This window comes from Streptomyces sp. NPDC001507, assembly GCF_042894765.1.
In the GTDB taxonomy this organism is placed as follows: Bacteria; Actinomycetota; Actinomycetes; order Streptomycetales; family Streptomycetaceae; genus Streptomyces.
Genome location: NZ_JBIAVV010000009.1, coordinates 144,678 through 166,402 on the forward strand (window position 1 = coordinate 144,678; position 21,725 = coordinate 166,402).

The 21,725-nt window shown below is 71.4% G+C and carries 23 protein-coding genes and 2 pseudogenes; 19 read left to right on the top strand and 6 right to left on the bottom strand.

Annotated elements, in window-relative coordinates; all coding sequences use genetic code 11:
* Positions 1-2: 2 nt before the first annotated feature.
* Positions 3-698 (bottom strand): hypothetical protein, encoded by a 696-nt coding sequence (locus tag ACFY0K_RS28120; RefSeq protein WP_390642186.1) that lies wholly within the window; start codon positions 696-698, stop codon positions 3-5.
* A gap of 329 nt (positions 699-1,027) precedes the next feature.
* On the opposite strand from ACFY0K_RS28120, the gene ACFY0K_RS28125 reads away from it, so the two are divergent.
* The 5 genes from ACFY0K_RS28125 to ACFY0K_RS28145 are packed head-to-tail and all read left to right on the top strand — an operon-like array spanning position 1,028 to position 4,799.
* A complete protein-coding gene (locus tag ACFY0K_RS28125) occupies positions 1,028-1,330 on the top strand; it encodes a WXG100 family type VII secretion target (RefSeq protein ID WP_390642187.1) in 303 nt (100 codons plus the stop codon).
* Positions 1,327-2,733, top strand: coding sequence for a hypothetical protein (locus ACFY0K_RS28130; RefSeq protein ID WP_390642188.1), 1,407 nt, complete (start codon positions 1,327-1,329; stop codon positions 2,731-2,733). The genes ACFY0K_RS28125 and ACFY0K_RS28130 overlap by 4 nt, the downstream gene beginning before the upstream one ends.
* A gap of 46 nt (positions 2,734-2,779) precedes the next feature.
* A complete protein-coding gene (locus ACFY0K_RS28135; RefSeq protein WP_390642189.1) occupies positions 2,780-3,592 on the top strand; it encodes a hypothetical protein in 813 nt (270 codons plus the stop codon).
* Positions 3,589-4,200 carry a hypothetical protein gene (locus tag ACFY0K_RS28140; RefSeq protein WP_390642190.1) on the top strand — a complete coding sequence of 204 codons (612 nt, stop codon included), beginning with the start codon at positions 3,589-3,591 and terminating at the stop codon, positions 4,198-4,200. Before ACFY0K_RS28135 ends, ACFY0K_RS28140 begins: the two co-directional genes overlap by 4 nt.
* Positions 4,200-4,799 (top strand): hypothetical protein, encoded by a 600-nt coding sequence (locus ACFY0K_RS28145; RefSeq protein ID WP_390642191.1) that lies wholly within the window; start codon positions 4,200-4,202, stop codon positions 4,797-4,799. Before ACFY0K_RS28140 ends, ACFY0K_RS28145 begins: the two co-directional genes overlap by 1 nt.
* On the opposite strand, the pseudogene ACFY0K_RS28150 reads toward ACFY0K_RS28145, so the two are convergent.
* The 3 genes and pseudogenes from ACFY0K_RS28150 to ACFY0K_RS28160 all read right to left on the bottom strand — a co-directional run.
* Positions 4,796-4,975 (bottom strand): annotated as a pseudogene (locus ACFY0K_RS28150) (integrase core domain-containing protein); the annotation flags it as partial. The gene ACFY0K_RS28145 and the pseudogene ACFY0K_RS28150 sit on opposite strands and share 4 nt — an antisense overlap.
* A gap of 14 nt (positions 4,976-4,989) precedes the next feature.
* Positions 4,990-5,253: pseudogene (locus ACFY0K_RS28155) on the bottom strand (NAD(P)-binding domain-containing protein); the annotation flags it as partial.
* Entirely contained in the window at positions 5,250-6,218 is a 969-nt protein-coding gene (locus tag ACFY0K_RS28160) for an NADP-dependent oxidoreductase (protein ID WP_390642192.1), read from the bottom strand. The gene ACFY0K_RS28160 and the pseudogene ACFY0K_RS28155, both read right to left, overlap by 4 nt.
* Positions 6,219-6,288: 70 nt before the next feature.
* On the opposite strand from ACFY0K_RS28160, the gene ACFY0K_RS28165 reads away from it, so the two are divergent.
* A complete protein-coding gene (locus tag ACFY0K_RS28165; RefSeq protein ID WP_390642193.1) occupies positions 6,289-7,302 on the top strand; it encodes a GlxA family transcriptional regulator in 1,014 nt (337 codons plus the stop codon).
* Positions 7,303-7,392: 90 nt separating this feature from the next.
* Here the strand turns inward: ACFY0K_RS28165 and ACFY0K_RS28170 are convergent, their stop codons facing one another.
* Positions 7,393-7,977, bottom strand: a complete 585-nt coding sequence (locus ACFY0K_RS28170) for a hypothetical protein (protein ID WP_390642194.1) — start codon at positions 7,975-7,977, stop codon at positions 7,393-7,395.
* 2 nt (positions 7,978-7,979) lie between these two features.
* Entirely contained in the window at positions 7,980-8,666 is a 687-nt protein-coding gene (locus ACFY0K_RS28175) for a hypothetical protein (protein WP_390642195.1), read from the bottom strand.
* Positions 8,667-9,194: 528 nt separating this feature from the next.
* Between ACFY0K_RS28175 and ACFY0K_RS28180 the strand changes: the two genes are divergently transcribed.
* The 13 genes from ACFY0K_RS28180 to mqnC all read left to right on the top strand — a co-directional run bounded on the left by ACFY0K_RS28180 (position 9,195) and on the right by mqnC (position 21,725).
* Positions 9,195-9,923 carry a hypothetical protein gene (locus ACFY0K_RS28180; protein WP_382726073.1) on the top strand — a complete coding sequence of 243 codons (729 nt, stop codon included), beginning with the start codon at positions 9,195-9,197 and terminating at the stop codon, positions 9,921-9,923.
* A gap of 17 nt (positions 9,924-9,940) precedes the next feature.
* Positions 9,941-10,780: a hypothetical protein gene (locus ACFY0K_RS28185; protein WP_352354308.1), complete on the top strand. Its 840-nt coding sequence runs from the start codon at positions 9,941-9,943 to the stop codon at positions 10,778-10,780.
* Positions 10,777-12,084, top strand: a complete 1,308-nt coding sequence (locus ACFY0K_RS28190) for a CpaF family protein (RefSeq protein WP_388716336.1) — start codon at positions 10,777-10,779, stop codon at positions 12,082-12,084. The genes ACFY0K_RS28185 and ACFY0K_RS28190 overlap by 4 nt, the downstream gene beginning before the upstream one ends.
* Positions 12,085-12,123: 39 nt before the next feature.
* Positions 12,124-13,107 carry a type II secretion system F family protein gene (locus tag ACFY0K_RS28195; protein ID WP_390642409.1) on the top strand — a complete coding sequence of 328 codons (984 nt, stop codon included), beginning with the start codon at positions 12,124-12,126 and terminating at the stop codon, positions 13,105-13,107.
* Positions 13,104-14,024: a type II secretion system F family protein gene (locus ACFY0K_RS28200; RefSeq protein WP_351487477.1), complete on the top strand. Its 921-nt coding sequence runs from the start codon at positions 13,104-13,106 to the stop codon at positions 14,022-14,024. The genes ACFY0K_RS28195 and ACFY0K_RS28200 overlap by 4 nt, the downstream gene beginning before the upstream one ends.
* A 69-nt stretch (positions 14,025-14,093) precedes the next feature.
* A complete protein-coding gene (locus ACFY0K_RS28205; protein ID WP_390642196.1) occupies positions 14,094-14,345 on the top strand; it encodes a hypothetical protein in 252 nt (83 codons plus the stop codon).
* Between the two features lie 50 nt (positions 14,346-14,395).
* Positions 14,396-14,857, top strand: a complete 462-nt coding sequence (locus tag ACFY0K_RS28210; protein ID WP_390642410.1) for a TadE family protein — start codon at positions 14,396-14,398, stop codon at positions 14,855-14,857.
* Complete coding sequence (locus ACFY0K_RS28215) at positions 14,858-15,277, top strand: TadE/TadG family type IV pilus assembly protein (RefSeq protein ID WP_390642197.1); 420 nt, start codon at positions 14,858-14,860, stop codon at positions 15,275-15,277.
* Entirely contained in the window at positions 15,274-15,735 is a 462-nt protein-coding gene (locus ACFY0K_RS28220; protein WP_390642198.1) for a TadE/TadG family type IV pilus assembly protein, read from the top strand. Before ACFY0K_RS28215 ends, ACFY0K_RS28220 begins: the two co-directional genes overlap by 4 nt.
* 205 nt (positions 15,736-15,940) lie before the next feature.
* A complete protein-coding gene (locus ACFY0K_RS28225) occupies positions 15,941-16,291 on the top strand; it encodes an SsgA family sporulation/cell division regulator (RefSeq protein WP_390642199.1) in 351 nt (116 codons plus the stop codon).
* Positions 16,292-16,509: 218 nt separating this feature from the next.
* A complete protein-coding gene (locus ACFY0K_RS28230) occupies positions 16,510-19,491 on the top strand; it encodes a BTAD domain-containing putative transcriptional regulator (RefSeq protein WP_388716346.1) in 2,982 nt (993 codons plus the stop codon).
* A complete protein-coding gene (locus tag ACFY0K_RS28235) occupies positions 19,488-20,441 on the top strand; it encodes a prepilin peptidase (RefSeq protein WP_390642200.1) in 954 nt (317 codons plus the stop codon). The genes ACFY0K_RS28230 and ACFY0K_RS28235 overlap by 4 nt, the downstream gene beginning before the upstream one ends.
* A gap of 84 nt (positions 20,442-20,525) precedes the next feature.
* Positions 20,526-21,725, top strand: coding sequence for a cyclic dehypoxanthinyl futalosine synthase (mqnC, locus tag ACFY0K_RS28240; protein ID WP_351487501.1), 1,200 nt, complete (start codon positions 20,526-20,528; stop codon positions 21,723-21,725).

The following is a 21,725-nucleotide window of genomic DNA, read 5'->3' on the forward strand; positions in this document are numbered from 1 at the left end:
ACCTACCCCCGCACGCACGAGGCATCACCCTTCTTCCAGCTCTGCCGCGTAACCTGCCAGTCGCCTGCCGAATCCTTGGCGACCTGGAGCGTGTTGAGGATGAAATCCTTGTCACTCGGTTTGGTGACCTGCACCTTTTGAGTCTTGATGACCTTGCCGTATGCCTTGCTCTGGTCCTCGCAGTAACGGACTGCCGCTGTCTTGCTGTTGGAGATGTCGGTGACCTCGAAACCGAAGTACCGATAGTGGCCCGTAACGGTCAGCCCTTCCTTCTTGAGCTCCGCAACCCTGTCGATCCAGTAGGTACGGGCGTATCCCGCGAAATAGCGATTCAGATTGGAAGTCTGTCCGTTCCCCTTGGCGAAAGCCTCGAGTCGGGCCTCGGCCGCGTACGCCAGGTCGCGTAGAGCCGCGTCCTTGGCGGCATCTCCCGTCGACTCCCGGTCCACCGTCACGGTGATGTCCGACGGAAACGCGAACGTCGGCGCGTTCTTGTCGGCCGGGGCGGACGCGGACGGTGAAGGGGAAGTCGACGCTTCCGTACCGGCCCCCGCGATCTTGTCGTTCTTGCCCTTGGAGCCGTCGCTCCCGCCTCCGCACGCCGTCAGCAGCAGAGCTGCGGTCGCGGCGAGCGCGGCGGCAACGGGCATGGTGCGGCGCTTCACTGTGGACTCCCCCGTGAGAATGAAGTTCGGCAAGGGTGCAAACGGTATCTGCGGGATCCGGGGTCTCGCCACCGCGAACTTCGCTGTAAATGTGATGATCGGGGACATTTGAGGTGTCCCACAGTGTGAGGTGGTCCTGTGATGACGGGGCTGCACGGCCCGCCTCAGCTCGGCCGCACGGGCCTTGTGGAGATTGCGCAGGCATCGTGTGGACGCCCGTACGGCCTGCTCGGCGCCGTCCCCCTCCTTTGAACTCCCTTTGCGGTCCGTTGGTTGTAGCCCCGAAAACCCTCGACACACAGTGACCCTGGCCCTCTGCGTCTCGCGGGGCGGTCGGTAAGCAGGTGTTCACGGGGGTAGTAGTGGCGGACCACGTCAAGGTGTCCACGACAGAGCTGCGGGAGATCAGCAGATCTGTCGCGAAGTTGAAGTCCAACTTTGAACATGCGAAGGATCTCGTCGACTCGTACGGCTCCGAGATCGGGTCCGGCGAGGTGGCCGACGCCCTCGGTGACTTCGCGGACGACTGGAAGAAGAAGCGCAAAGAGCTCTGCGACGGGCTGGAGTTCCTCGGGAAGACCGCGGGTGAGGCGGCGAAATCCTACGACGGGGTCGATCAGCATCTCGCCGACGCGCTGGTCAAGGCTCAGCCGGGGGACAAGTGAGCGATCACGACTTCTCCGGCGTCGACTGGCAGACGGCCCGTTACGACGACAGAGAGTTCACCCCGGGGGATCCGTACGAGGTGGCCCGACTCGGGAAGCGGATCTCCGACACGGCCCGGCTGATCGAGGAGCAGGCCGCCAAGCTGAACAACCTCGTCGACGGGAACGGGTGGGATTCGGACGCCGGGAGGGCGTTCACCGCGAGGACCGGTGACACCGTCAAGCTGCTCAGCCAGTCGCACCAGCGGTACGCGGCGGCGGGGGCGGCGCTCGGGTCCTCCGTGCCGTACGAGCCCATCGCCGACAGCGTGCGGGAGAACTGGGCCACCGCGCTCAACCACGCGCAGAATCGCGTGCGTTCCGCGCTGAAGAAGGCCGCAGCTGCCGATGCCGACAGCAGTAACTACCAGAAGCAGATCGATCAGCATCCGTCCGCTGACGACAACCACCCGGACAAGCAGAAGCTGAAGCGGCAGAAGGAGGCCTCGGACGGCGATCTCGACGTCGCGAAGCGGGAGCTCCGGGCCGCGCTCGACTACCGGGACACACAGGCCGGGTACGCCGCCAAGGCGATACGGGACGCCATCGACGGCGACGGGCTGAAGGACCCCAAGCACCACTGGTGGGACAACTGGGAGGACTGGGTCGCCGACATCGGGCACTGGGCGGGGGTGGCCGCGGCCGTTCTGGGTGTGCTGGCCCTCGCGCTCAGCTGGGTGCCGGTCCTCGGCGAGGTGCTCGGCGCGCTGGCGCTCGTCGCCTCCGTTGTCGCCCTGGTCTGCGACACCGTCTCAGCGCTGGACGGCAAGGGCACCTGGCTGGACGTCGCCATCGACGTCATCGGCGTGCTGTCCTTCGGCGCCGGGCGGGTCCTGGGGACCACGGCCAAGGAGGCGGCCATGGCTGCCCGGGGCACCTCCGCGGTCAAGGACTTCCAGCTGGCCCGGGAGGTCGGGCTGAACCCGACTGCGGCCCGCGAGCTCGCCGAGACGCTCAACGGGGTCAAACCCGGCGAGATCGGCAAGGCGCTGGCCGAAGGGCCCACGAAACTCCTGCCGCGGATGCGCTCGGTGGTCAAGGAGTCGCTGAACCTCAAGGCCTACGCGACCGACATCCGCGATGCTCCCGCGGTGCACCGCGCGGCCAAGGCCTTCGCGGAATCGGCGCCCAAGCTGGCGGAGATCGGGGACTCCTCGTTCAAGAGCATGGCGGGGCAGGCCAAGGCCCTGTACTACGGCAGCCAGGCGCTGCCGCTCCTGGCGGGTTGGTCGAACCTGGCGCACACGCACTCCGGCGAGCCGTGGGCCACCGGGCCGAACCTCCTTCAGGGGGCCAAGGAGATTCCGGGCATCGGGGCCGGCGGAACACCGTTCTACAACTGGCACTGGAGCACCAGCGGCTGACCCGGTCGGCTGTAAGGAATCCCAGAGCGGAAAGAGCAAGGATCACGTGGCGAGTGGGGACGAGCGGTCCGTCGACGAGCTGTTCGCGGAACTGCCGGAGAAATGGCAGCGGTCACTGGAAGAAGTGGGCCTGGGGCTGCCGGAGCTGCGCCGGATCGCGGCCGGCCCGGACGGCATGCGGCGAGTGCGCACCATCCTCGCCGAGTTCTCCGAGGCCACTGCCGATCCTCGGCCGACGCGGGCCGGGCGGACCGGGTACGGCGGGGCAACGCCGGTATGGCCGTGGGTCCGGCTGCTCCTGGTGGCCGTCGTATCGGTCCTCGTCTGTCTGCTCTCCAGCCTGTTCATCGGCAAGGCGGCGGCGTTCGTCGGCCTGCTGCTCGGCCTGCTGGTCATCTGGGTGGCCTTCAAGACCCGTGACACCCGAGGGACCCCCGTCGCCCGGTATGTCACCGCGGCCGCCTATCTCGTACTGGTCCTGGTCGGCTCGTACTTCGCCAACTCCTGGTATCTGCAGCTGCGCGGGGTCGAGCAGACGGTCACCATCGCCACGCCTACCCACCAGTGGACACACGGGACCCGCGAGACGTACTGCAGGGTCCGGCTGCGGGACGGCTCCGTCCACGAGGTGGTCGACAACAAGGAGAACTGCGCCGACCGGGTCGGGCAGACGACGACGGCCGTCGTCGACCCGGCCGGTCACTACCAGCCCTCCCTCGGCAGCAAGTCCGAGATCGGTGGTGTCCTCGAGGGATACCTCTGCCTGGGCGCCGCCGTGGTGCTCGTGCTGGCACCGATGACGGTCGTGTTCATCGGACGGCGCAAGCGGTACGACCGGGCGACAGGGACGGCGATATGAGTGCCGGGGCGCCTGGTACGGCCACGGCACCCCCCTCCGACTACCGCCTCGCCGTTCCCGAGGGCTGGGAGCGGATCGTGCTGGATCCCGAGAGGTGGGCGCACCGCATCGACAAGGTGGTCAAGCGCGGCCTGCGGCGTACGAAGGCCGGTCCGCAGCTCGAGGCCGCGCTCGCGGAGCGGATGCGGGAGCAGGCCGAGGCGGCGCACGCCAACGGCGGTGTCGAGATGTACGCCATGAACCAGCTCCTCGGCCAGGTCCCGGTCTCCGCGGGCCTGGTCGTCACCCTGCTGCGGCCTGCCCCCGGCACCGAGGCCGGCGACCTGGGGGACATCGCCCGCTCCCTCGCCGTGCGTGCGACCGCCGAGCAGGTCACCCTCGTCGACCTCCCCGCCGGCCCCGCCGTACGCCACCGCTACCTCCGCCGGCCCGCCGCCGACGACCCCGACGGCAACAAACTCGCTGTCACGCACCTGGACGTCTATCTCGCCGTCCCGAACAGCGACCGGCGGCTGCTGCTCTCCTTCTCGACGCCGATGGAGCCCCTGGCGGACGCCTTGGTCGGCCTCTTCGACGCCGTTGCCCGCACTCTGCAATGGATGGCCTGATGCCCGAGTTCGCCGCGTCCACGGTGCGTATGAAGGTGCCCGAGGACGCCGTGTCCCTGCCGGTGCGGGTGGCAGGGGTCGACCTGCATGAATGGGCGGCGGAGGCGGCCGCGCGCCGTGTCGGCGCCGACGCCTTCGACCCGAAGCTCCGCACCGCCCTCGCCGCCGAGCTCCGTGAGGCCGCCGCCGACTCGCGTGGGCGCGGGCCGGTCACCGCGCTGTCCTACGTGCCGGAGCCGCGGCTCGGTGAGCTCGCCCGGATCGAGTTGTCGGCGCTGGTCGCCGACGACACGTACCCGGCCCTGACCGTCGACCTCCTCCAGCGCTACCTCGCCGCTTCCACCGCCGACTCCTACCGGCCGCCCGAGGCCGAGCTGCGTACCCTGCCCGCCGGGCCCGCGGTGCGCGTCCGGCACGCGTATGTCCGGGACGTCGGCCGGGACGGGCTGGGGACGGTGCTGGAGACGTGCGCGTACGGCATCCGGGCCGACGAGACGTGGGGGCTGGTGCTGCTGACGTCCTGGCAGGCGCAGGCCCACACGGACGCCCTGTGCGAGCTGACCGACGAGTTGGCCCAGACCGTCCGGGTCACGCTCTAGCTGTACTGACCCGCGAGGTTGGGGACGCGGCTGGCGGGTGATTGGCCCTTGAGCGCGGTGTGTCCGCGATGGTGGTTGTAGGTGTGCAGCCAGAGAGGGTAGGCATCGCGTCGTTCGGATTCGGACCGGTAGGACTTGGCGTAGGCCCACTCGTCGAGGAGGGTGCGGTTGAACCGTAGTAGTTGATAGCGTCGATGACGATCTTGCCTCGGAGCGGTGCAACGGGCAGGTCCCGGTATGCCGCCATCGGGATGCCTGCCATGACGACGTCCGCGTCCAGCGCGGCCTGGACGACGGTCGCCGCGCGCGCCGTAGGCCCCAGCTCGGTGATCAGGTCCGCCAGTGACTCGGGCCCGCGCGCGTTGCTGAGGATGACGTCGTAGCCGAGCGACACGGCCTTCCGGGCGATCTGGCCGGCGACACTGCCCGCGCCGATGAAGCCGATCGTCGTCACGACGCGCTGCCGGTCCGCGGGCGGACGGTGAGCACCAGCTTGCCGGTGGCGCCGCCCGACTCGGCCAGCGCGTGGGCCTTCGCGGCCTCGGTGAGCGGGAAGGTGGCGGCGACGTGCGGGCGCAGCCGCCCGCCCTCGGCGAGAGCGGCGAGGCCCACCATGCCGGACCGGTCGTGCTCGACGACCAGGTTCCTGGCCCGCACCCCCAACTCGGCGGCGCGTGCGGTCACTTCGTCGAACTCGACGGGCAGGCTGGAGACCAGGATGCCGCCGGGCTTGAGGGTCTCCAAGGAGCGCAGCCGGTCGGTGCCGCCGACCACGTCTAGGACCACGTCGATGTCCTGGGTCTCCTTGACGACGTCGGCGGTGCGGTAGTCAATGACCTCATCCGCCCCCAGGCCGCGCACCAGGTCGCACTTGTCGCCGGACGCCGTGCCGATCACGTACGCACCGCGCGCCTTGGCGACCTGCACCGCGATGTGCCCGATCCCGCCGGCCGCGCCGAGCACCAGTACCCGCTGCCCCGGCCGCAGATCGGCGGTGTCGACCAGCGTCTGCCAGGCGACCAGGCCCGCCATCGGCAGGGCCGCGGCCTCGGCGTGGCTCAGCTCCGCGGGCTTGGGCGCGAAGGCACGGACGGGCCCAGTGACGTACTCGGCATAGGCTCCGGCGCCGTCCGGGTACGGCAGCATGCCGAACACCTCATCGCCCACCTCGAAGAGCGAAACGCCCAGGCCGACCGCCTTGACGACACCGGACACGTCCCAGCCGAGCGTGAAGGGCGGCTGGCCCAGGAACAGGCCGAGCCTGCGGTGCTGGCCGTCGGTGGGGTTGATTCCGGCGGCGTGTACGGCGACGAGGACCTGTCCGACACCGGGCTCCGGGCGCTCGCGCTCGACCGGGTGGAGCACCTCCGGGTCTCCGAGGGTGTCCTGGCTGATGACCTGCATGGTGTGCGTGTTCATGGTTCCAGGCTGCGGCAGGTGCCCTGACCTCGCCAATGGCAAGATGGTCATAAACCCATAGAATCGTGCCATGGTCGCGCTCGAACCTCTCGCCACCCCCGGTGCGCCGCCGCACCGGGTCGTCGTCCTCGCACTCGACGGCGTGTATCTCTTCGATCTGGGCATCCCCGAACGGGTCTTCGGCGGAGTCCAATACGCCGGCGTTGCAGGGGCGTACGAGGTGATCAGCTGTGCCGCGACCGAGGACCGTACGGTCACGACCAGCACCGGCCTCAGCCTCACCCTCGACCATGGGCCCGAGGCGCTGGAGAGTGCCGACACGGTCGTCCTCCCCCCGTACGACCGGCCCAGCTTCACGGCCGACCTGCCCGAGCCGGTCCGCTCGGCGCTTGCCCGAATCCGCCCTCAGGCCCGCATCGTCTCCCTGTGCACCGGCGCATTCACCCTGGCCGCCGCCGGGCTGCTCGACGGGCGGCCCGCGACCACGCACTGGGCGCTCGCGGACGAGTTCCGCCGGCTGTTCCCCCGCGTGGCGCTGGACCCCGACGTGCTGTTCGTCGACGACGGCGACGTGCTCACCTCGGCCGGTGTCGCCTCCGGTGTCGACGCCTGCCTGCACCTGGTGCGCCGCGATCACGGCAGCGCCGTCGCCAACCAGGTCGCCCGGCAGTGCGTGGTTCCGCCCTGGCGCGAGGGCGGCCAGGCCCAGTTCATCGTCCAGCCCATGCCCCCGGAGAGGGACGAAGGCACCGGCGCCACCCGCGCCTGGGCCCTGGAACGCCTTGACCAGTCGCTTGCTCTGAGAGAGCTTGCCGCGCACGCCCGGATGAGCCCGCGCACCTTCTCCCGCCGCTTCCAGGAAGAAACGGGCACCAGCCCAGGACGCTGGCTGACCCAGCAGCGGCTCAACCACGCGCGCCATCTCCTGGAAACCACCGACCTCACGGTCGACCGGGTCGCCGCAGAGGTCGGCTTCGCCACAGCGAACTCTCTGCGCCAGCACCTGCACGCAGCGATCGGAGTCACCCCCCAGGCGTACCGCACCACGTTCCGAGGCCGCAACGAAACGCCTGGCGAGGAGTAAGCACCTCGCCCATCAGCGACGGGATCGGCGCACGCACGGTGGCGAGCAATATCGCCAGCAGCCGGTCCCACGCGTACAAGTCGCGCCCTGTCACCAACCTCCATGGATAGAACATCTAGCCGCTTCGCTCCGCCGGTGCAGGACCACCAGCATCCACGCCACTCCCACCGCCCCGGCCAGCGTCGAGGCGATGCCCAGCGCCCACAGCCACGGGTAGTGGGAGAACACCCAACTCGGGTTACCGGTACGGTGCTTGCCCTTGCCGTTGTCCACCGCGTTGAAGGCCAGGGACAGGAAGGGTACGAGCGCGGTCGCGGCCGCCAGGGCCAGGGCGGTGCGGGCCGCCGCCCGGCCCGGACGGGTCTTCCAGGAGGTGGGGCCCGCGCCGTCCGCCGACCAGACGGCGAGGGTGAGCAGCGCCGGCGCTGCGATCCCCAGGCACACCGCGAAGGCGTACGGCCCGCCCGGCCAGTTCCGCCCCGCCCACTGCCAGACCTCGTCCCCCCACAGCATGTCGATCAGCGCCAGCAGGACCGTCACGCCTGCGACCGCCAGAAAGCTCAGGCAGCCGAACAGGGCCTCGCCCCTCTTCCGCCTGGGCTTCCCGCCGCTCTCCCGGTAGCGCAGGGCGGCCGGCGCGGCCTTCGGACGCCGTGGCTTGGCGGATCCGCCCATCGTCAGCGCACCTCGCTGCCGAGGGCCGTCGCCAGGCCACGGACCAGGGACTCACCCTCCAGGGACGTCAGGCGGCACCAGGAGCCGTCCGTGAAGGTGATCCGGAAGTCCCGTCCGCCGACGCTGAACGGCCGTCGTCCGACCGTGGCGACCGTGCTCAGGTCCGTCTCCCAGAGGATCTCCTCCCAAGGGTCCCTGGGGTCCTGGAGCCCGCCGAGGACCAGCAGGCGACGGTCGGTCAGGACCAGGTGCGTGACGTCCGTGTCGGGGCGGCGGGCCGGGTCGAGTTCCCAGGGGAGGGTACGGGCGATGGTGCCGGGGGCGGCCCACAGCACCGGGAAGTCCCTCTCCTCGTTCTCCGGGTCCTCGCTCCTGCCCAGTCCGGCACCGCCGGAGCCGCTGCCGGAGGGCACGTTGCCGTCGGCGACCACGGCCAGGGCGAGCACACCCAGGAGGAACGTGACGCCCAGGACGGTCTTCACCACGAGGCCGGCCCTCGACCTGAGCCGGTAGACCGGGCCCGTCGGCCAGCCTGCCAACTCGCCCTGTATGTCGCGCCGTTCCGGGTCGCGGAACCAGCGCCTGCCCTCGACCCGGTCCGCCGCTCCGGTCGCGAAGGACACCGGGGCGCGCGCCACGAGCTTCTCGCCGACCGGGGGTTGCCAGGAGTGGCGCTGTGGCACGGTCACGGTCTGCCATCCTCGCGGTCGTCGTCAGGGGCGTCGTCAGGGGCGTCGTCACGGTCGTTCACGGCGGCGAGGCCCGTCGCCCGGCCGGGTGGCCGTGATCCCGTGATCCTAGTCAGGCCGCCGTCCCAACCCGGCCGCCACCGTGAGCACTTCGTGCAGGCCTCATGGGTGCACGGTGACGGCGCCGGGCGCGGACCGGCCGCGAGCGGGGTGCGGTGGATTCACCCGCGCACACTTCGGCGTCCCTTGATGCGTCCGGATTCTCAACCGCCGTACAGGCCACCGCCGTTGCAGACCGCAACGACGATTTCAGTGAGGTCAAGGAGTCCGGTCGCGCCTTGAGGGGCTTATGTGCGGCTGATACGGTGCGATCGCTTGACACTCACCCCGCGGCCGAGTATTTGGCCGGTTCGGGGTGATTGGTGTGGAGTGTCCGCTTTCGCTGTGCCGGTGGGCAGGGCGACGAGCGTTGACAGGTTTTCAGAGTTCTTGACAGACACTGTCTTGGCTGTAACGGGGAGCGGTTGCGTGAAGATCCAAGAGCGTACGGGGGCGGGCGCCGGTCGTTCCGCCGGTCCGGCTCAGCCTTCGGTCGGTGACCGCCTTCCCACCGCGCCGCGCGAGCGCAAGCCCGCCCTGGCCGCGCTCGCCGTACTGCTGATCCTGCTCGGCGCGCTGGGGGCGACCACGCTCGTGCTGCAGGCGGGCAAGCGGATCGAGGTCATCAAGATCACGCAGGAGATTCCGGCCGGCTCGTCCGTGACCGGAAGCAACGTGACCTCCGTGATGGTCGCCGACGACTCCAGCATCCACTACGTCCGGTGGTCCCAGCTGGAGAGCCTGAAGAAGCTGAAGGCCGTCAGTACCATCCCGGCCGGGGTCGTCGCCGTCGGTGAGATGTTCGGCAGCGGCAGCAAGCTTCCCGCCGGAAAGTCCACCGTCGGCCTGGCCCTCAAGGAGGGGCAGTACCCGTCCGGCATCGAGATCGGCGACACCGTCGCGGCCTACCGCGTCACCGGCTCCTCGTCCTCCGGCGGTTCGTCCTCCGGCGGTTCGTCCTCCTCCGGCACCGACTCGTTGATCACGGGCAACGCCAGGGTCAGCGCCGTCCCGGAAGACAAGGGCAGCTCGGACTTCACCGCCAGCACCAACTACGCCATCACGCTCACCGTGGACAGCGGCAAGGCGGCGGAGCTTGCCGACGCGGCGTCCAACGGAGAGGTCGCCCTCGTCCTCGTCCCCGGCAACGGCAACTAGAAGGCGGCCCCCACCCCATGGCGCTCATCGCAATCGCCGCCGACAAGGGCTCCCCCGGCGTCACCACCGCGGCCGTCGCGCTGGCCGCGGTCTGGCCGCGCCGGGTCCTGCTCGCCGAGGCCGACCCGGCCGGCGGCGACCTGGTCTACCGCAGCGCCGCCGCGCACGGCGGACCGCTCAACCCGAACACCGGCATGCTGTCCATCGCCGCCACGGCGCGACGGGGACTCGTACCGGATCAACTCTGGGACCACGTGCAGCCGTTGAGCGGCGGGCTTGAAGTGCTCGTCGGGCTCGGCATAGCCGAGCACGCCGCCGGGCTCGCCGGGCTGTGGCCCACCCTCGGGCACGCCTTCGCCGCCCTCGCCGACTCCCCGAACGCCCCGGCCGACGTCATCGCCGACTGCGGACGGATCAGCGGCGACACCCCGGCCGTGGAGATGTTCCCGCACGCCGCGCTCGTGCTCCTCGTCTCGCGGACCGAGCCCGAGGCGCTCGCCCGGGTCCGGGACCGGGCCGCCGCCCTCGCGCAGAAGCTGCACGGCGGACCGCGCGGCGCCGCCGCCCTCGCCACCCCGCTGATCGGGGTGGTCCTGGTCGCCGACCCGTCCAGCTCGGGCAAGCTGGTCAACCAGGTCAACGACATGCTCGTGCACGCCCAGACCGGCGCCCGCGTGGTCGGCACCATCGCCGACGACCCGGCCGGCGCCGACCAGCTGGCCGGCCGCAAGCGCGGCCGCCTCGACAAGTCCCTGCTCATCCGCTCGGCCCGCAAGGTCACCGCCGACCTCCACCAGCAGTACGGCGCCGCCTGGGCCGTACCGACGCAGGCACCCCACGCGGGGGCCGGCCGGTGACCGCTGTCGACCACCAGCTGGTCAAGCGGTTCCGGCAGGACGCCGGTGACCGGATCGCCGAGCAGCGCCGCCAGGACCAGGCGTCCGGCGTCACGCCGATGTCCACCGAGGACGAACGGCAGTACGCCCGCGCGGTCATAGCCCAGATCCTGGAGGAGTACGCCCGCGCGGAGATCAACGCCGGGCGCACCCCGCTGGACGCGGAGACCGAGGAGCAGTACGCGGCCGCCGTGCACGCGGCCCTGTTCGGCGTGGGGCGGCTGCAGCCGCTGCTCGACGACCCGGACGTCGAGAACATCGACATCAACGGGTGCGACCAGGTCTTCGTCGGGTTCAGCGACGGGCGGGAGGTCATCGGGGACCCCGTCGCGGAGACCGACGAGGAGCTCATCGAGCTGATCCAGGTGCTCGGCGCCTACTCCGGTCTGTCGTCGCGGCCCTTCGACTCCGCCAACCCGCAGCTCGACCTGCGGCTTCCCGACGGGTCCCGGCTCTCCGCCGTCATGGACGTCACCCGGCGGCCCGCACTCTCCATCCGCCGCGCCCGGATGGGCAAGGTCTTCATCTCCGACCTGGTGGGGAACGGGACGCTCACGCCCGAGGTCGCGCACTTCATGGCCTGCGCGGTCCGCGCCCGCAAGAACATCATGATCGCGGGGGCGACCAACGCCGGCAAGACGACGCTGCTGCGCGCCCTCGCCAACGAGATCCCGCCGCACGAACGGCTCATCACCGTCGAGCGCGCGCTGGAGCTCGGGCTCGACACCTTCCAGGACCTGCACCCCAACGTGGTGGCGTTCGAGGAGCGGCTGCCCAACTCCGAGGGACAGGGCGCCATTTCGATGGCGGAACTGGTGCGCCGGTCGCTGCGCATGAACCCGTCCCGGGTCATCGTCGGCGAGGTCCTCGGCGACGAGATCGTCACCATGCTCAACGCCATGTCCCAGGGCAACGACGGTTCGCTGTCCACGATCCACGCCAACAGCTCCAGCGAGGTCTTCAACCGCATCTCGACCTACGCGCTCCAGGCCTCCGAGCGGCTGCCCATCGAGGCCAGCCAGATGCTGATCGCGGGGGCGGTGAACTTCGTCGTCTTCATCCAGCGGCGCAACAACTACCAGACCGGCGGCCGCCTCCAGCGCATGGTCACCTCCGTCCGCGAGGTCAACGGCGTGGACGGCAGGGTGCTGTCCAGCGAGGTGTTCGCGGAGGCCCCGGACGGCCGGATCGTCCCGCACGCGCCCATAGCCTGCCTGGAGGACCTGATGGCCTACGGCTACCAGCCGCACGGGGCGTGGGGGTGACGTGACATGAACCTCAACCCCTTCGCCTCCCTGGGCTCCATGGGCGGGCTCTTCTCCACCACGGTCCTCTACGGCCTCGGCTGCGGTGTCGCCGTCGGCGGCGGACTGGCGCTGCTGATCGTCGCGGTCCGCGGCCTGCCCGCCAAGCCCGACCACGAGAAGCAGAAGGCGAACGAACGGGCGGCCGAACTCATCCGGTTCGCCGGCCAGCGCGGTTCGCTGGCCGCCATCATCGGCCTGGTCGTCCTGCTGCTGACCCGCTGGGCGGTGGCCGGCATCGCGGCCGGCGTCCTCGTCTTCTTCTGGGACAAGCTGTTCGGCGGCGCCGCCGAGGAGCGGGCCGCGATGAAGCGCGTGGAGGCCCTCGCCTCCTGGACCGAGTCGCTGCGCGACACGATCGCCGGCGCGGTCGGCCTGGAGCAGGCCATCCCGGCCTCCGGCCGCGCCGCCGCACCGATCCTGCGGCCGCACCTCGACGCCCTCGTCGACCGGCTGCGCGCCCGCACCCCACTGCCCGACGCACTCCAGCACCTCGCCGACGAGATCGACGACGCCTCCGCCGACATCATCGTGGCGGCGCTCATCCTCAACGCCCGCCTCCGCGGCCCCGGTCTGCGCCAGGTGCTCGGCGCACTCGCCAAGTCGGCACGCGAGGAGGTCGACATGCGCCAGCGCGTGATGGCCCAACGGGCCTCCACCCGGCGCTCGGTGCAGATCGTCGTCGCCGTGTCGGTCGCCTTCGTCCTCGGCCTCGCCGTCTTCAACCGGGACTTCGTCTCGCCGTACGGCACCGCCGTCGGACAGCTGGTCCTCGCCCTGGTCTGCGGGCTGTTCGCGCTCGGCTTCTGGTGGCTGCGCAAGCTGTCCACCATCGAGACCCCGGAGCGGTTCCTGGTCCGCGACCAGTCGTCCGTGCAGTTCGTACGGCCGCCCCGCACCGCTCCCGGTCAGCCCGGCCAGCCTGGTGCCCCCGGCCACCCCGGTCAGCAGACCCTCCCCTCCGAGGAAGGAGCCCGCCGGTGAACCTCACGATGCCGATTCTCGTCGGCGTGACCCTGGGGCTCGGCGTCTACGTGCTGATCCGCGCCCTGATGCCGTCCCGGCGCAGCGCGGTCGCCCAGGTCGCCCGGATCGACGCGATGCGGGCCCGCGGCGCGGCCTACGAGTCGGCGCGGCAGACGCAGGACACCGGCCGGCTCGGCACGCTGCGCGCCGAGGTCGGCGAGCGGGTCGCCGAGTTCTACCGGCAGCAGGGCTGGGAACAGCGCTCGCTCCGCGCCGACCTCGCCGTCCTGGACCGCAGCTGGGAGAAGTTCCTCGCGACCAAGGTGCTGCTCGCGGCGGCCGGCCTGATCTTCGGTCCCTTCCTGTTCGCCGTCGTCTACACGATGGGCTTCGGCCACAACCCGGTCATCCCGGTCTGGCTGGCCCTGGCCTGCGCGGCCCTGTTCTTCTTCCTGCCCGACCTGGAGGTACGACGGGACGCGGCCGAGAAGCGCCGGGACCTCAGGCGCGTGATCGGCGCGTACCTCGACCTGGTGTCGATGAGCCTCGCCGGCGGCCGCGGCCTGCCCGAGGCCCTGATGGCGGCGGCCGAGGTCTCCGACGGCTGGGCCAACCAGCGCATCCGCAACGCCCTCGCCGACGCCCGCATCACCGGCGTCAGCCAGTGGCAGGCCCTCGGCGCGCTCGGCGAGGAGCTCGGCGTGGAGGAGCTCAAGGACCTCTCCGCCTCCCTCGCCCTGGTCGCGGACGACGGCGCCAAGGTCCGCGAGTCCCTCGCCTCCCGCGCCGAGACCATGCGCCACCGCGAACTCGCCGAGATCGAGGGCAGCGCGGGCGAGAAGTCCCAGTCGATGCTCGTCGCCCAGCTGCTGCTGTGCGCCGGCTTCCTGGTTTTCCTGATCTTCCCGGCGGCGATGCGGGTGTTCCAGGTGTGAGCCGACCCGAGCTGACCCGAGCTTCGTAGAGAACCTTCGCCAACTGCTGTTTCGAGAGGACAAGTCATCATGAACACACGGAACTTCAGCACCGGGGTCCCGGCGATGGACTTCCTGGTCACCTTCCTCCAGGGCCGGGTGCAGCGCGCCCGCTCCGGCGAACTCGACCGCGGTGCCTCCGCCGTCGAATGGGTCATCATCTCGGCGGTCGTCGTGGCGATCGTCGGCGTGGTGGCGGCCATCATCAACGCCGCGCTGAGCGACGGCGCCAACAAGGTCGGCAACTGCATCAAGGGCGCCAACGCCAGCGGGACCTGCTGAGCGGACGAGCGCGACCACGACGGGGTGACGGGGTGACGGGGATGACGGGGATGTCTGCGGGCGTGGGCGGAGGCCTGCGCGGCTGGGTACGCCGCCGGGCGGCGGCCGCGCGCGGCGACTCGGCCGACTCGGGCATGACCGCGATCGAGTTCGTGTTCCTCACCCCTGTCCTGTTCTTCATGATCTTCGCGACGGTGCAGTTCGCCCTGTACTTCTTCGCGGACCACGTGGCCCAGGCGGCGGCCCAGGCCGGCGCCCGCAAGGCCCGCGCCACCGCCGACGCGGAGCCCGGCGCCTGGCGCGGGGAGGCCCAGGACGTGGTCGACTCCTACATCAGGCAACTCGGCCCGCAGCTGGTCCTGTCGCCCGACGTGAAGATGCTCCAGCCGGAGCAGACCACGGTCGGCGTCGAGATCACGGCCCGCATCCCGACGGTGTTCCCGGGCCTGGACCTGACGGTGCACGCACGGTCCGCGGGGCCGGTCGAGCGGTTCGTGGAGGACAAGAACTAGATGTCCGCCGTGGAGAAGAGAGCTCTGGCCGACGACCGGGGACTGTCGACCGTCGAGGTCGTCATCCTCGCCCCCGTCATGATCCTTTTCATCCTGGTCCTGGTCGCCTTCGGACAGCTCGTCGACGGGCGCGGGGCCATCGACGGCGCCGCACGGGACGCGGCCCGCGCCGGGTCCATCCAGAAGGACCACGCCACCGCCATGTCGGAGGCGCAGAAGGCCGCCGACGCGGACCTGTCCGACGTCTGCTCGGGGCCGGTCTCGGTCGTCCAGACCAGCGCGGGCTTCGAGTCCGGCGGCATCTTCACGGTCCAGGTGAGCTGCCGGGTGCGGGGCCTGGCCATGCTGGGCCTGGACATCCCGACGACCCTGTCCTCGACGTTCTCCTCGCCCCTCGACCCGTTCCGGAGGGCGGCATGAGCCTTGCGGTGCTGCGCAGTTGGTGGACCGCGCGCCGGCTCCGCCTCGACGACCGGGGCTCGGGGGCGGGCGCGGTCATCATCTTCGCCCTGGTCTTCCTCTCCCTGTCCGCGTTCGTCATCGACGGCGGCCTGTCCATCTCCAAGCGCGAACGGGCCGCCGACATCGCGGAACAGGCGGCCCGTTACGCGGCCCAGGACATCGACCTGGAGAAGCTGTACGAGAACCAGGGCGAGGCGCCGATCAACTTCCAGGACTGCGACGCCCGGGTGAAGACCTTCGCCCGCGAGATGGACATGTCCGCCGCCGACGTCGCCGGCACCCACTGCGTCGCCGCCGACGCCCAACAGGTCCGGGTCGAGGTCCAGTTGACCTACGAGCCGGTCTTCACGGGCATGTTCTACGGCGGCGCGATCGTGGTGCACGGGGAGGCCACCGCCCAGAACGAGGTCGGTTAGCCACCGGGCGCTCCGCTGGAGCGGGCCTGCGCGACGAGCCGCGGCTGCTGTTCCTCGTAGATCCGGGCGTAGGCGGTGGTGAAGTTCCAAGCGCATCAGGAAGTGACGCATGTCACTCAACTTCCTTGCGTTTCCGGCGTAATCAACCCGGCGCCTGGGGCTCTCACTTGTACGACGGCCCATCACGCACCCCCGGAGACGATCCGTGCCCATCACGCTCGAGCAGCCCACCGGCGCCCGCCTGCTCACCGCCGACGAGCAGGAGGTGGCGGTCCCCGCGACGCTCCGCTACACCTCGGCCGACCCGCAGGCCGTGCACTTCGTCTTCCCGCCGTGGATCTCCCTGGACGGCGAGGAGGTCACCTGGACCTTCGCGCGGGCCCTGCTGGAGCAGGGCCTGGCGGGTCCGGCCGTGCTCGGCAACGTGCACGTGCGTCCGTACGGCGACTCCCGCACGGTCGTCGAACTCCGTGCGGACGAGGGCGTGGCGGCGGTCAGCTTCCCGACCTCCGCCCTCACCCGCTTCCTGCTGTCCTCGCTGCGCGTCGGCGGCTGACGGACTGTGCGGGATGTGTGGAGGGGGCGTGTGCGGGGCGGGAGGCGGCAACTCCCGCCAATGGGAAAAGGGTTGGCGAATGCGGAGAAGTCGGGCGACGGTCGGTCGTGCTACCCCTTCGACGCTGTCGGTGCCAGTCAATAGGATCGTCAAGGGGACCTCGGCAGGCCCGATGCGCCCCCGGTCCACTCCTTCCACACAACCACGGGGCACTCGTCATGGCGCGACGCAGCACATCAAGCTCGACGGGAAGGCCGACGGGCACCGCTCCGTCGGGTCCGCGGAACCGGACCCCGCAGCCGGTGCGGCTGCGCCGGCGTACGTTCGGGGACGTCGTCAAGGCGTTCCTCGCCTTCGTGGTGCTGCTGGTCCTCGTCGTCGGCGTCCCCGGCGCCCTCGCCGTGACCGTCGGCTGGCCCCTGCCGCGCAGCGCCCCCAGCATGGACTGGCTGTCGCAGCCGATCGACGTGCAGACGTTCCTGAACGCGCTGACGGTCGTCGTCTGGCTGGCCTGGGCCCAGTTCACGGCTTGCGTGCTGGTGGAGGTCAAGGCCGCCGTCTCCGGTGTCGGCCTGCCCGGCCGGGTCCCCGGCGCCGGTCCCAGCCAGCTGCTCGCCCGTCAGCTCGTCGCCGCGCTGCTGCTGGTCGGCGCCACCGCCGCCAGCTTCACCCCGGGCCTCTCCCAGCTCGGCCACAGCCTGGAGGGCAACCAGAAGGGCACGGTGGCCACCGCCCAGGCGACCCCCGGCATCCTCGCCCAGCAGCAGGAGCAGGCGAAGAGCACCGCCGCCGCCCTCGCCGAGCAGGCCGGCCACGCCGCGGCCCAGGCCGAACAGGGCGGCTCCACCGCCGCGCACGGGGCGACGAAGTACTACCGGATCCAGCCCCCCGAGGGCCGCCACCACGACTCCCTGTGGGAGATCGCGCAACGCCACCTCGGCGACGGCCGCCGGTACAAGGAGATCTACGAGCTCAACAAGGACCGCATCCAGCCCGACGGCTCCCGGCTCTCCGAGGCCAGCCTCATCCGCCCCGGCTGGATCATGGAGATGCCCGGCGACGCGCACGGCGGCGAACTCGTCGAGAACCCCGACGCGCACGTCTCACCGGAGGTCCGGCAGCAGATCGGCGACTACGCGCAGACCGGCGACCACGCCCAGCACCAGCAGCATCAGCAGCACCAGGAGCAGGGCGGCGGGCAGCACGCGGGCGGCGACGGGGCCACCGCCCAGATCACCGTGCCGAGCCAGCGCCAGAGCGGCGACACCGGCGCCCCCGCCGCCCACGAGACCTCCGCGCACTCCTCCTCCTCGTCCTTCGGCCTGTCCGAGGCACTGCTCGGCGCCCCCCTCCTCGCCGCCGGACTGCTCGCCGCCCTCGGCCGCCGGCGCCGGCAGGCCCTGTGGCAGTCGGCGCTCGGTGCCGTCGGCGGCCGCCGCGGCATGGAACCGCCGATCCCGGCCGGCGACGCCCAGGACGTGCAGGACGCGCTGCTGGTCGGCGCCGACCCGGAGGGCGTACGACAGCTCGACCGGTCGCTGCGCGGACTCGCCGCCGCCCTCACCGCCGAATCCCGTTCCCTGCCCGTCGTCTACGCGGCCTGGCTCAGCCACGGCGACCTGCACCTGCAGCTCGCCCAGCCGGCCGGCAAGCCGCCGGCGCCCTGGCAGCTCGGCCAGGACCAGACGTTCTGGACCCTGTCGCGCGCGGACGCCGAGCACTACGAGGACACCGACGCGGCCGCCCCCTACCCCGGTCTGGTCAGCCTCGGCACCATGGACGACTCGCGGCTGCTGCTCAACCTGGAGGCCGTGCCCGGCATCGTCTCGCTGAGCGGCCGCGAGGCCGACCGGGCCGCCGTGTTCGCCTCCGTCGCCGCCGAACTCGCCACCAACGGCTGGTCGGACCGGATGACCATCACCCTCGTCGGCTTCGGTGCGGACCTCACCCCGCTCGCCCCCAACCGGCTGCGCCATCTCGACGACGTGGAGGCGCTGTTCGAGACGATGGAGGCGGAGACCCGGCAGCGGCGGGGCGCGCTCGGCGCCGCCGACCACCACTCGGTCCTCACCGGCCGCACCGGGCCCGCCCAGCACACCCGCTGGGCGCCGAACCTCGTCCTGCTCGCCACCCAGCCCTCCGCCGAGGACGCCGTGCGCCTCGCCGAACTCGCCGCCGACGCCGCCCGGCTCGGCATCGGCTACCTGGTCGGCAGCGAGCGCGACGACCTGCCCGGCGCCGCCTGGGCGATGGAGATCACCCCGGACGGCAGGCTCCTCGCCCCGCTCCTCGGCCTCGAACTCCAGGCCCAGCTGCTGCCCGCGGTCCAGCAGCGCGCGGTCGTCGAACTCTTCGTGGAGTCCGATCCCGAGCGCGACCCGGACGGGCCCACCACCACCCCGCCGTTCCTCGTCGACATCAGCGAACAGGGCCGCCCCGCGGTGTACGCGCGGCTCGTCGGTCCGTACGAGATCATAGGCCTGGACACCCCCGACGGGGACCGCAGCCCCCTCCTCCACGAGGCCCTCGCCCTCCTCCTCCTGCACCGCGAGGGCGTGCACCCGCGGGTGCTGTCGTCCGCGCTGTGGCCGCGGGGCGTCACGGAGGACGTCCGCGACGCCCTCCTGGAGCGGCTGCGCGGCTGGCTCGGCACCGACCCCGACGGCAGCCCCCGGCTGCGCGCGGACGCGGCAGGCCGCCTCACGCTCGCCAAGTCCGTCGTCTCCGACCTCGACGTGCTGCGCTCCCTCTACTACGAGGCCACCCAGGGCAAGGGCGTCGAGAGCCGCGCGGTCCGCGGCCGCCTCCTCACCGACGCGCTCGTCCTGGTGCGCGGCCCGCTGCTCGCCGACCGCGCGGAGGGCCGCTACCGCTGGCTCACCCACGAGATCATCGACGCCCAGCTCCCGCTGCTCGTCGCCGACATCGGCCTCGCGCTGTCCGCGTTCCACCTGGAGAAGGACCGCGCGGAGAAGGCGATCGAGGCACTCGGCGCGGCCCTGCGGACCGCGCCGGAGGACGAGCGCCTCTGGAACGAGCTGCTGCGCGCCACGCACGCCACCGGCGACCCGGACCGGCTGCGCGCCCTCGCCGCCGACCTGATCGCCCGCAGCGGTGCGCGCGGCCTGCCCCCGCGCACCGAGGCCCTCCTCGACGAACTCCTCCCCACCTGGCGCGACGGCGCCGCCGCCACCGGATGACCACCGCCCTCGACGTCGCCCTCCCGGCCGCCGCCGCCCTCTGGGGCGCGACGGCCGGGTCCCTGCTGCCCCGCGCCGCGTACCGCTTCTCGGTACCGGCGGGGGAGGAGTGGCGCGTCCAGTGCCTCGCCGGCCACCCCGTAAAGGGCTGGCTGGGCCGCGTGCCCTGCGGCACCTGCGCGACGACGGCCGCCGAACCCACCACCGCCGAATCCCTCTCCGCCGAACCCTCCGCCGCTGAACCCTCGGCCGCTGAACCCTGCGCCGCCGAACCCGCTGCCCACGAACCGGCTGCCGCCGACGGCGGGAACGCCCCACAGGGGCCACCCGCACCCGACCACGAAACTGTCACGGGTGGTGCGGGTGGGAACCCCAAAACCGCAACCACCCACGCACCCGCACCCGCACCCGCACCCGCCTCCCTCGCCCTCGCCCTCGCCACCGCCCTCGTCTGCGCCGCCCTGGCGCTAGCCACCGGCACCCGTCCCGAACTCGCCGTCTGGCTGCTCCTGGCCCCCGTCGGCGTCCTGCTCGCGTCGGTGGACTTCCGGGTGCAGCGCCTCCCCGACCCCCTCACACTCCCCCTCGCGGCCGCCACCCTCGCCCTCCTCGGGGCGGCCGCCCTGCTTCCCGAGCACGCCGGCGACTGGCTCACCTCCCTCTACGCGGCCCTCGCCCTCGCCGGCGCCTACTTCGTCCTCTTCCTCGTCAACCCGGGCGGCATGGGCTTCGGCGACGTCAAGCTCGCCCTCGGCGCGGGCGCCGTCCTCGGCTGGTACGGCTGGCCCACCGTGCTGCTCGGCACCTTCGCCGGTTTCCTGCTGGGCGCCCTCTACGGCGGCGCGCTCGTCGTCGTACGGCGGGGGGGACGCAAGACGGCGATCGCGTTCGGGCCGTTCCTGATCGCGGGGGCGTTCGCGGGGCTGCTGGTGGGGGCGTACACGGCCTGAGGCCAGGCCGTTCGAGGGGCGGGCGCGGGGCTGGCGTAGGCTGGTTCGGTCCGTCCGCAAGCCATTACGAAAGGGACGCGCCCGGTGACCGAGAAGGCCGACCTTCAGTCCGTCCTCGACCGTGCCGCTGCCGGTGGGCGGATCACGCCGGAAGAGGCGCTCGACCTCTACCGCGACGCCCCGCTGCACGCGCTGGGCGCAGCCGCCGACGCGGTACGCCGCCGCCGGTACGCGGGCACCGAGCACATCGCGACGTACATCATCGAGCGGAACATCAACTACACGAACGTGTGCGTCACGGCGTGCAAGTTCTGCGCCTTCTACGCGGCCCCCAAGGACACCGCCAAGGGCTGGACCCGCGACCTCGACGACATCCTGCGCCGCTGCGCGGAGACGGTCGAACTGGGCGGCACCCAGATCATGTTCCAGGGCGGTCACCACCCGGACTACGGCGTCGAGTACTACGAGAAGCACTTCAAGGCGATCAAGGACGCGTTCCCGCAGCTGGTGATCCACTCCCTCGGCGCCTCCGAGGTCGAGCACATGGCCCGGATCTCCGGCGTCTCCGTCGAGGAGGCCATCACCCGCATCCACGAGGCCGGCCTGGACTCCTTCGCGGGCGCCGGCGCGGAGCTCCTGCCCGAGCGCCCCCGCAAGGCCATCGCGCCCCTCAAGGAGAGCGGCGAGCGCTGGCTGGAGATCATGGAGACGGCGCACCGGCTGGGCGTCGAGTCCACGTCGACCATGCTGATGGGCACCGGTGAGACCAACGCCGAGCGCATCGAGCACCTGCGGATGATCCGGGACGTCCAGGACCGCACGGGCGGCTTCCGCGCCTTCATCCCGTACACCTACCAGCCCGAGAACAACCACCTGAAGGGCCGCACGCAGGCCACGCTCTTCGAGTACCTGCGGATGATCGCGATCGCCCGCCTCTTCATGGACAACGTCGCCCACATCCAGGGCTCCTGGCTGACGACCGGCAAGGAGGTCGGCCAGCTCTCGCTCCACTACGGCGCGGACGACCTCGGCTCGATCATGCTGGAGGAGAACGTCGTCTCCTCCGCCGGCGCCAAGCACCGTTCCAACCGCCTGGAGATCATCGACCTGATCCGCAAGGCGGGCCGCGTCCCGGCGCAGCGCGCCACGACCTACGAGCACCTCGTGGTCCACGACGACCCGGCGAACGACCCGGTCGACGAGCGGGTGATGTCCCACATCTCCTCGACGGCGATCGAGGGCGGCACCGCCCATCCCGAGCTGAAGCTCCTCGCCTCCAACTGA

What these genes read in the sequence shown, in the direction of transcription:
- ACFY0K_RS28140 (WP_390642190.1), top strand. Translation starts at nt 3,589, where the DNA reads ATGAGTGCCGGGGCGCCTGGTACGGCCACGGCACCCCCCTCCGACTAC.
- ACFY0K_RS28145 (WP_390642191.1), top strand. Translation starts at nt 4,200, where the DNA reads ATGCCCGAGTTCGCCGCGTCCACGGTGCGTATGAAGGTGCCCGAGGAC.
- ACFY0K_RS28160 (WP_390642192.1), bottom strand. Translation starts at nt 6,218, where the DNA reads ATGAACACGCACACCATGCAGGTCATCAGCCAGGACACCCTCGGAGAC.
- ACFY0K_RS28165 (WP_390642193.1), top strand. Translation starts at nt 6,289, where the DNA reads ATGGTCGCGCTCGAACCTCTCGCCACCCCCGGTGCGCCGCCGCACCGG.
- ACFY0K_RS28170 (WP_390642194.1), bottom strand. Translation starts at nt 7,977, where the DNA reads ATGGGCGGATCCGCCAAGCCACGGCGTCCGAAGGCCGCGCCGGCCGCC.
- ACFY0K_RS28185 (WP_352354308.1), top strand. Translation starts at nt 9,941, where the DNA reads ATGGCGCTCATCGCAATCGCCGCCGACAAGGGCTCCCCCGGCGTCACC.
- ACFY0K_RS28195 (WP_390642409.1), top strand. Translation starts at nt 12,124, where the DNA reads ATGGGCGGGCTCTTCTCCACCACGGTCCTCTACGGCCTCGGCTGCGGT.
- ACFY0K_RS28205 (WP_390642196.1), top strand. Translation starts at nt 14,094, where the DNA reads ATGAACACACGGAACTTCAGCACCGGGGTCCCGGCGATGGACTTCCTG.
- ACFY0K_RS28210 (WP_390642410.1), top strand. Translation starts at nt 14,396, where the DNA reads ATGTCTGCGGGCGTGGGCGGAGGCCTGCGCGGCTGGGTACGCCGCCGG.
- ACFY0K_RS28215 (WP_390642197.1), top strand. Translation starts at nt 14,858, where the DNA reads ATGTCCGCCGTGGAGAAGAGAGCTCTGGCCGACGACCGGGGACTGTCG.
- ACFY0K_RS28220 (WP_390642198.1), top strand. Translation starts at nt 15,274, where the DNA reads ATGAGCCTTGCGGTGCTGCGCAGTTGGTGGACCGCGCGCCGGCTCCGC.
- ACFY0K_RS28230 (WP_388716346.1), top strand. Translation starts at nt 16,510, where the DNA reads ATGGCGCGACGCAGCACATCAAGCTCGACGGGAAGGCCGACGGGCACC.
- ACFY0K_RS28235 (WP_390642200.1), top strand. Translation starts at nt 19,488, where the DNA reads ATGACCACCGCCCTCGACGTCGCCCTCCCGGCCGCCGCCGCCCTCTGG.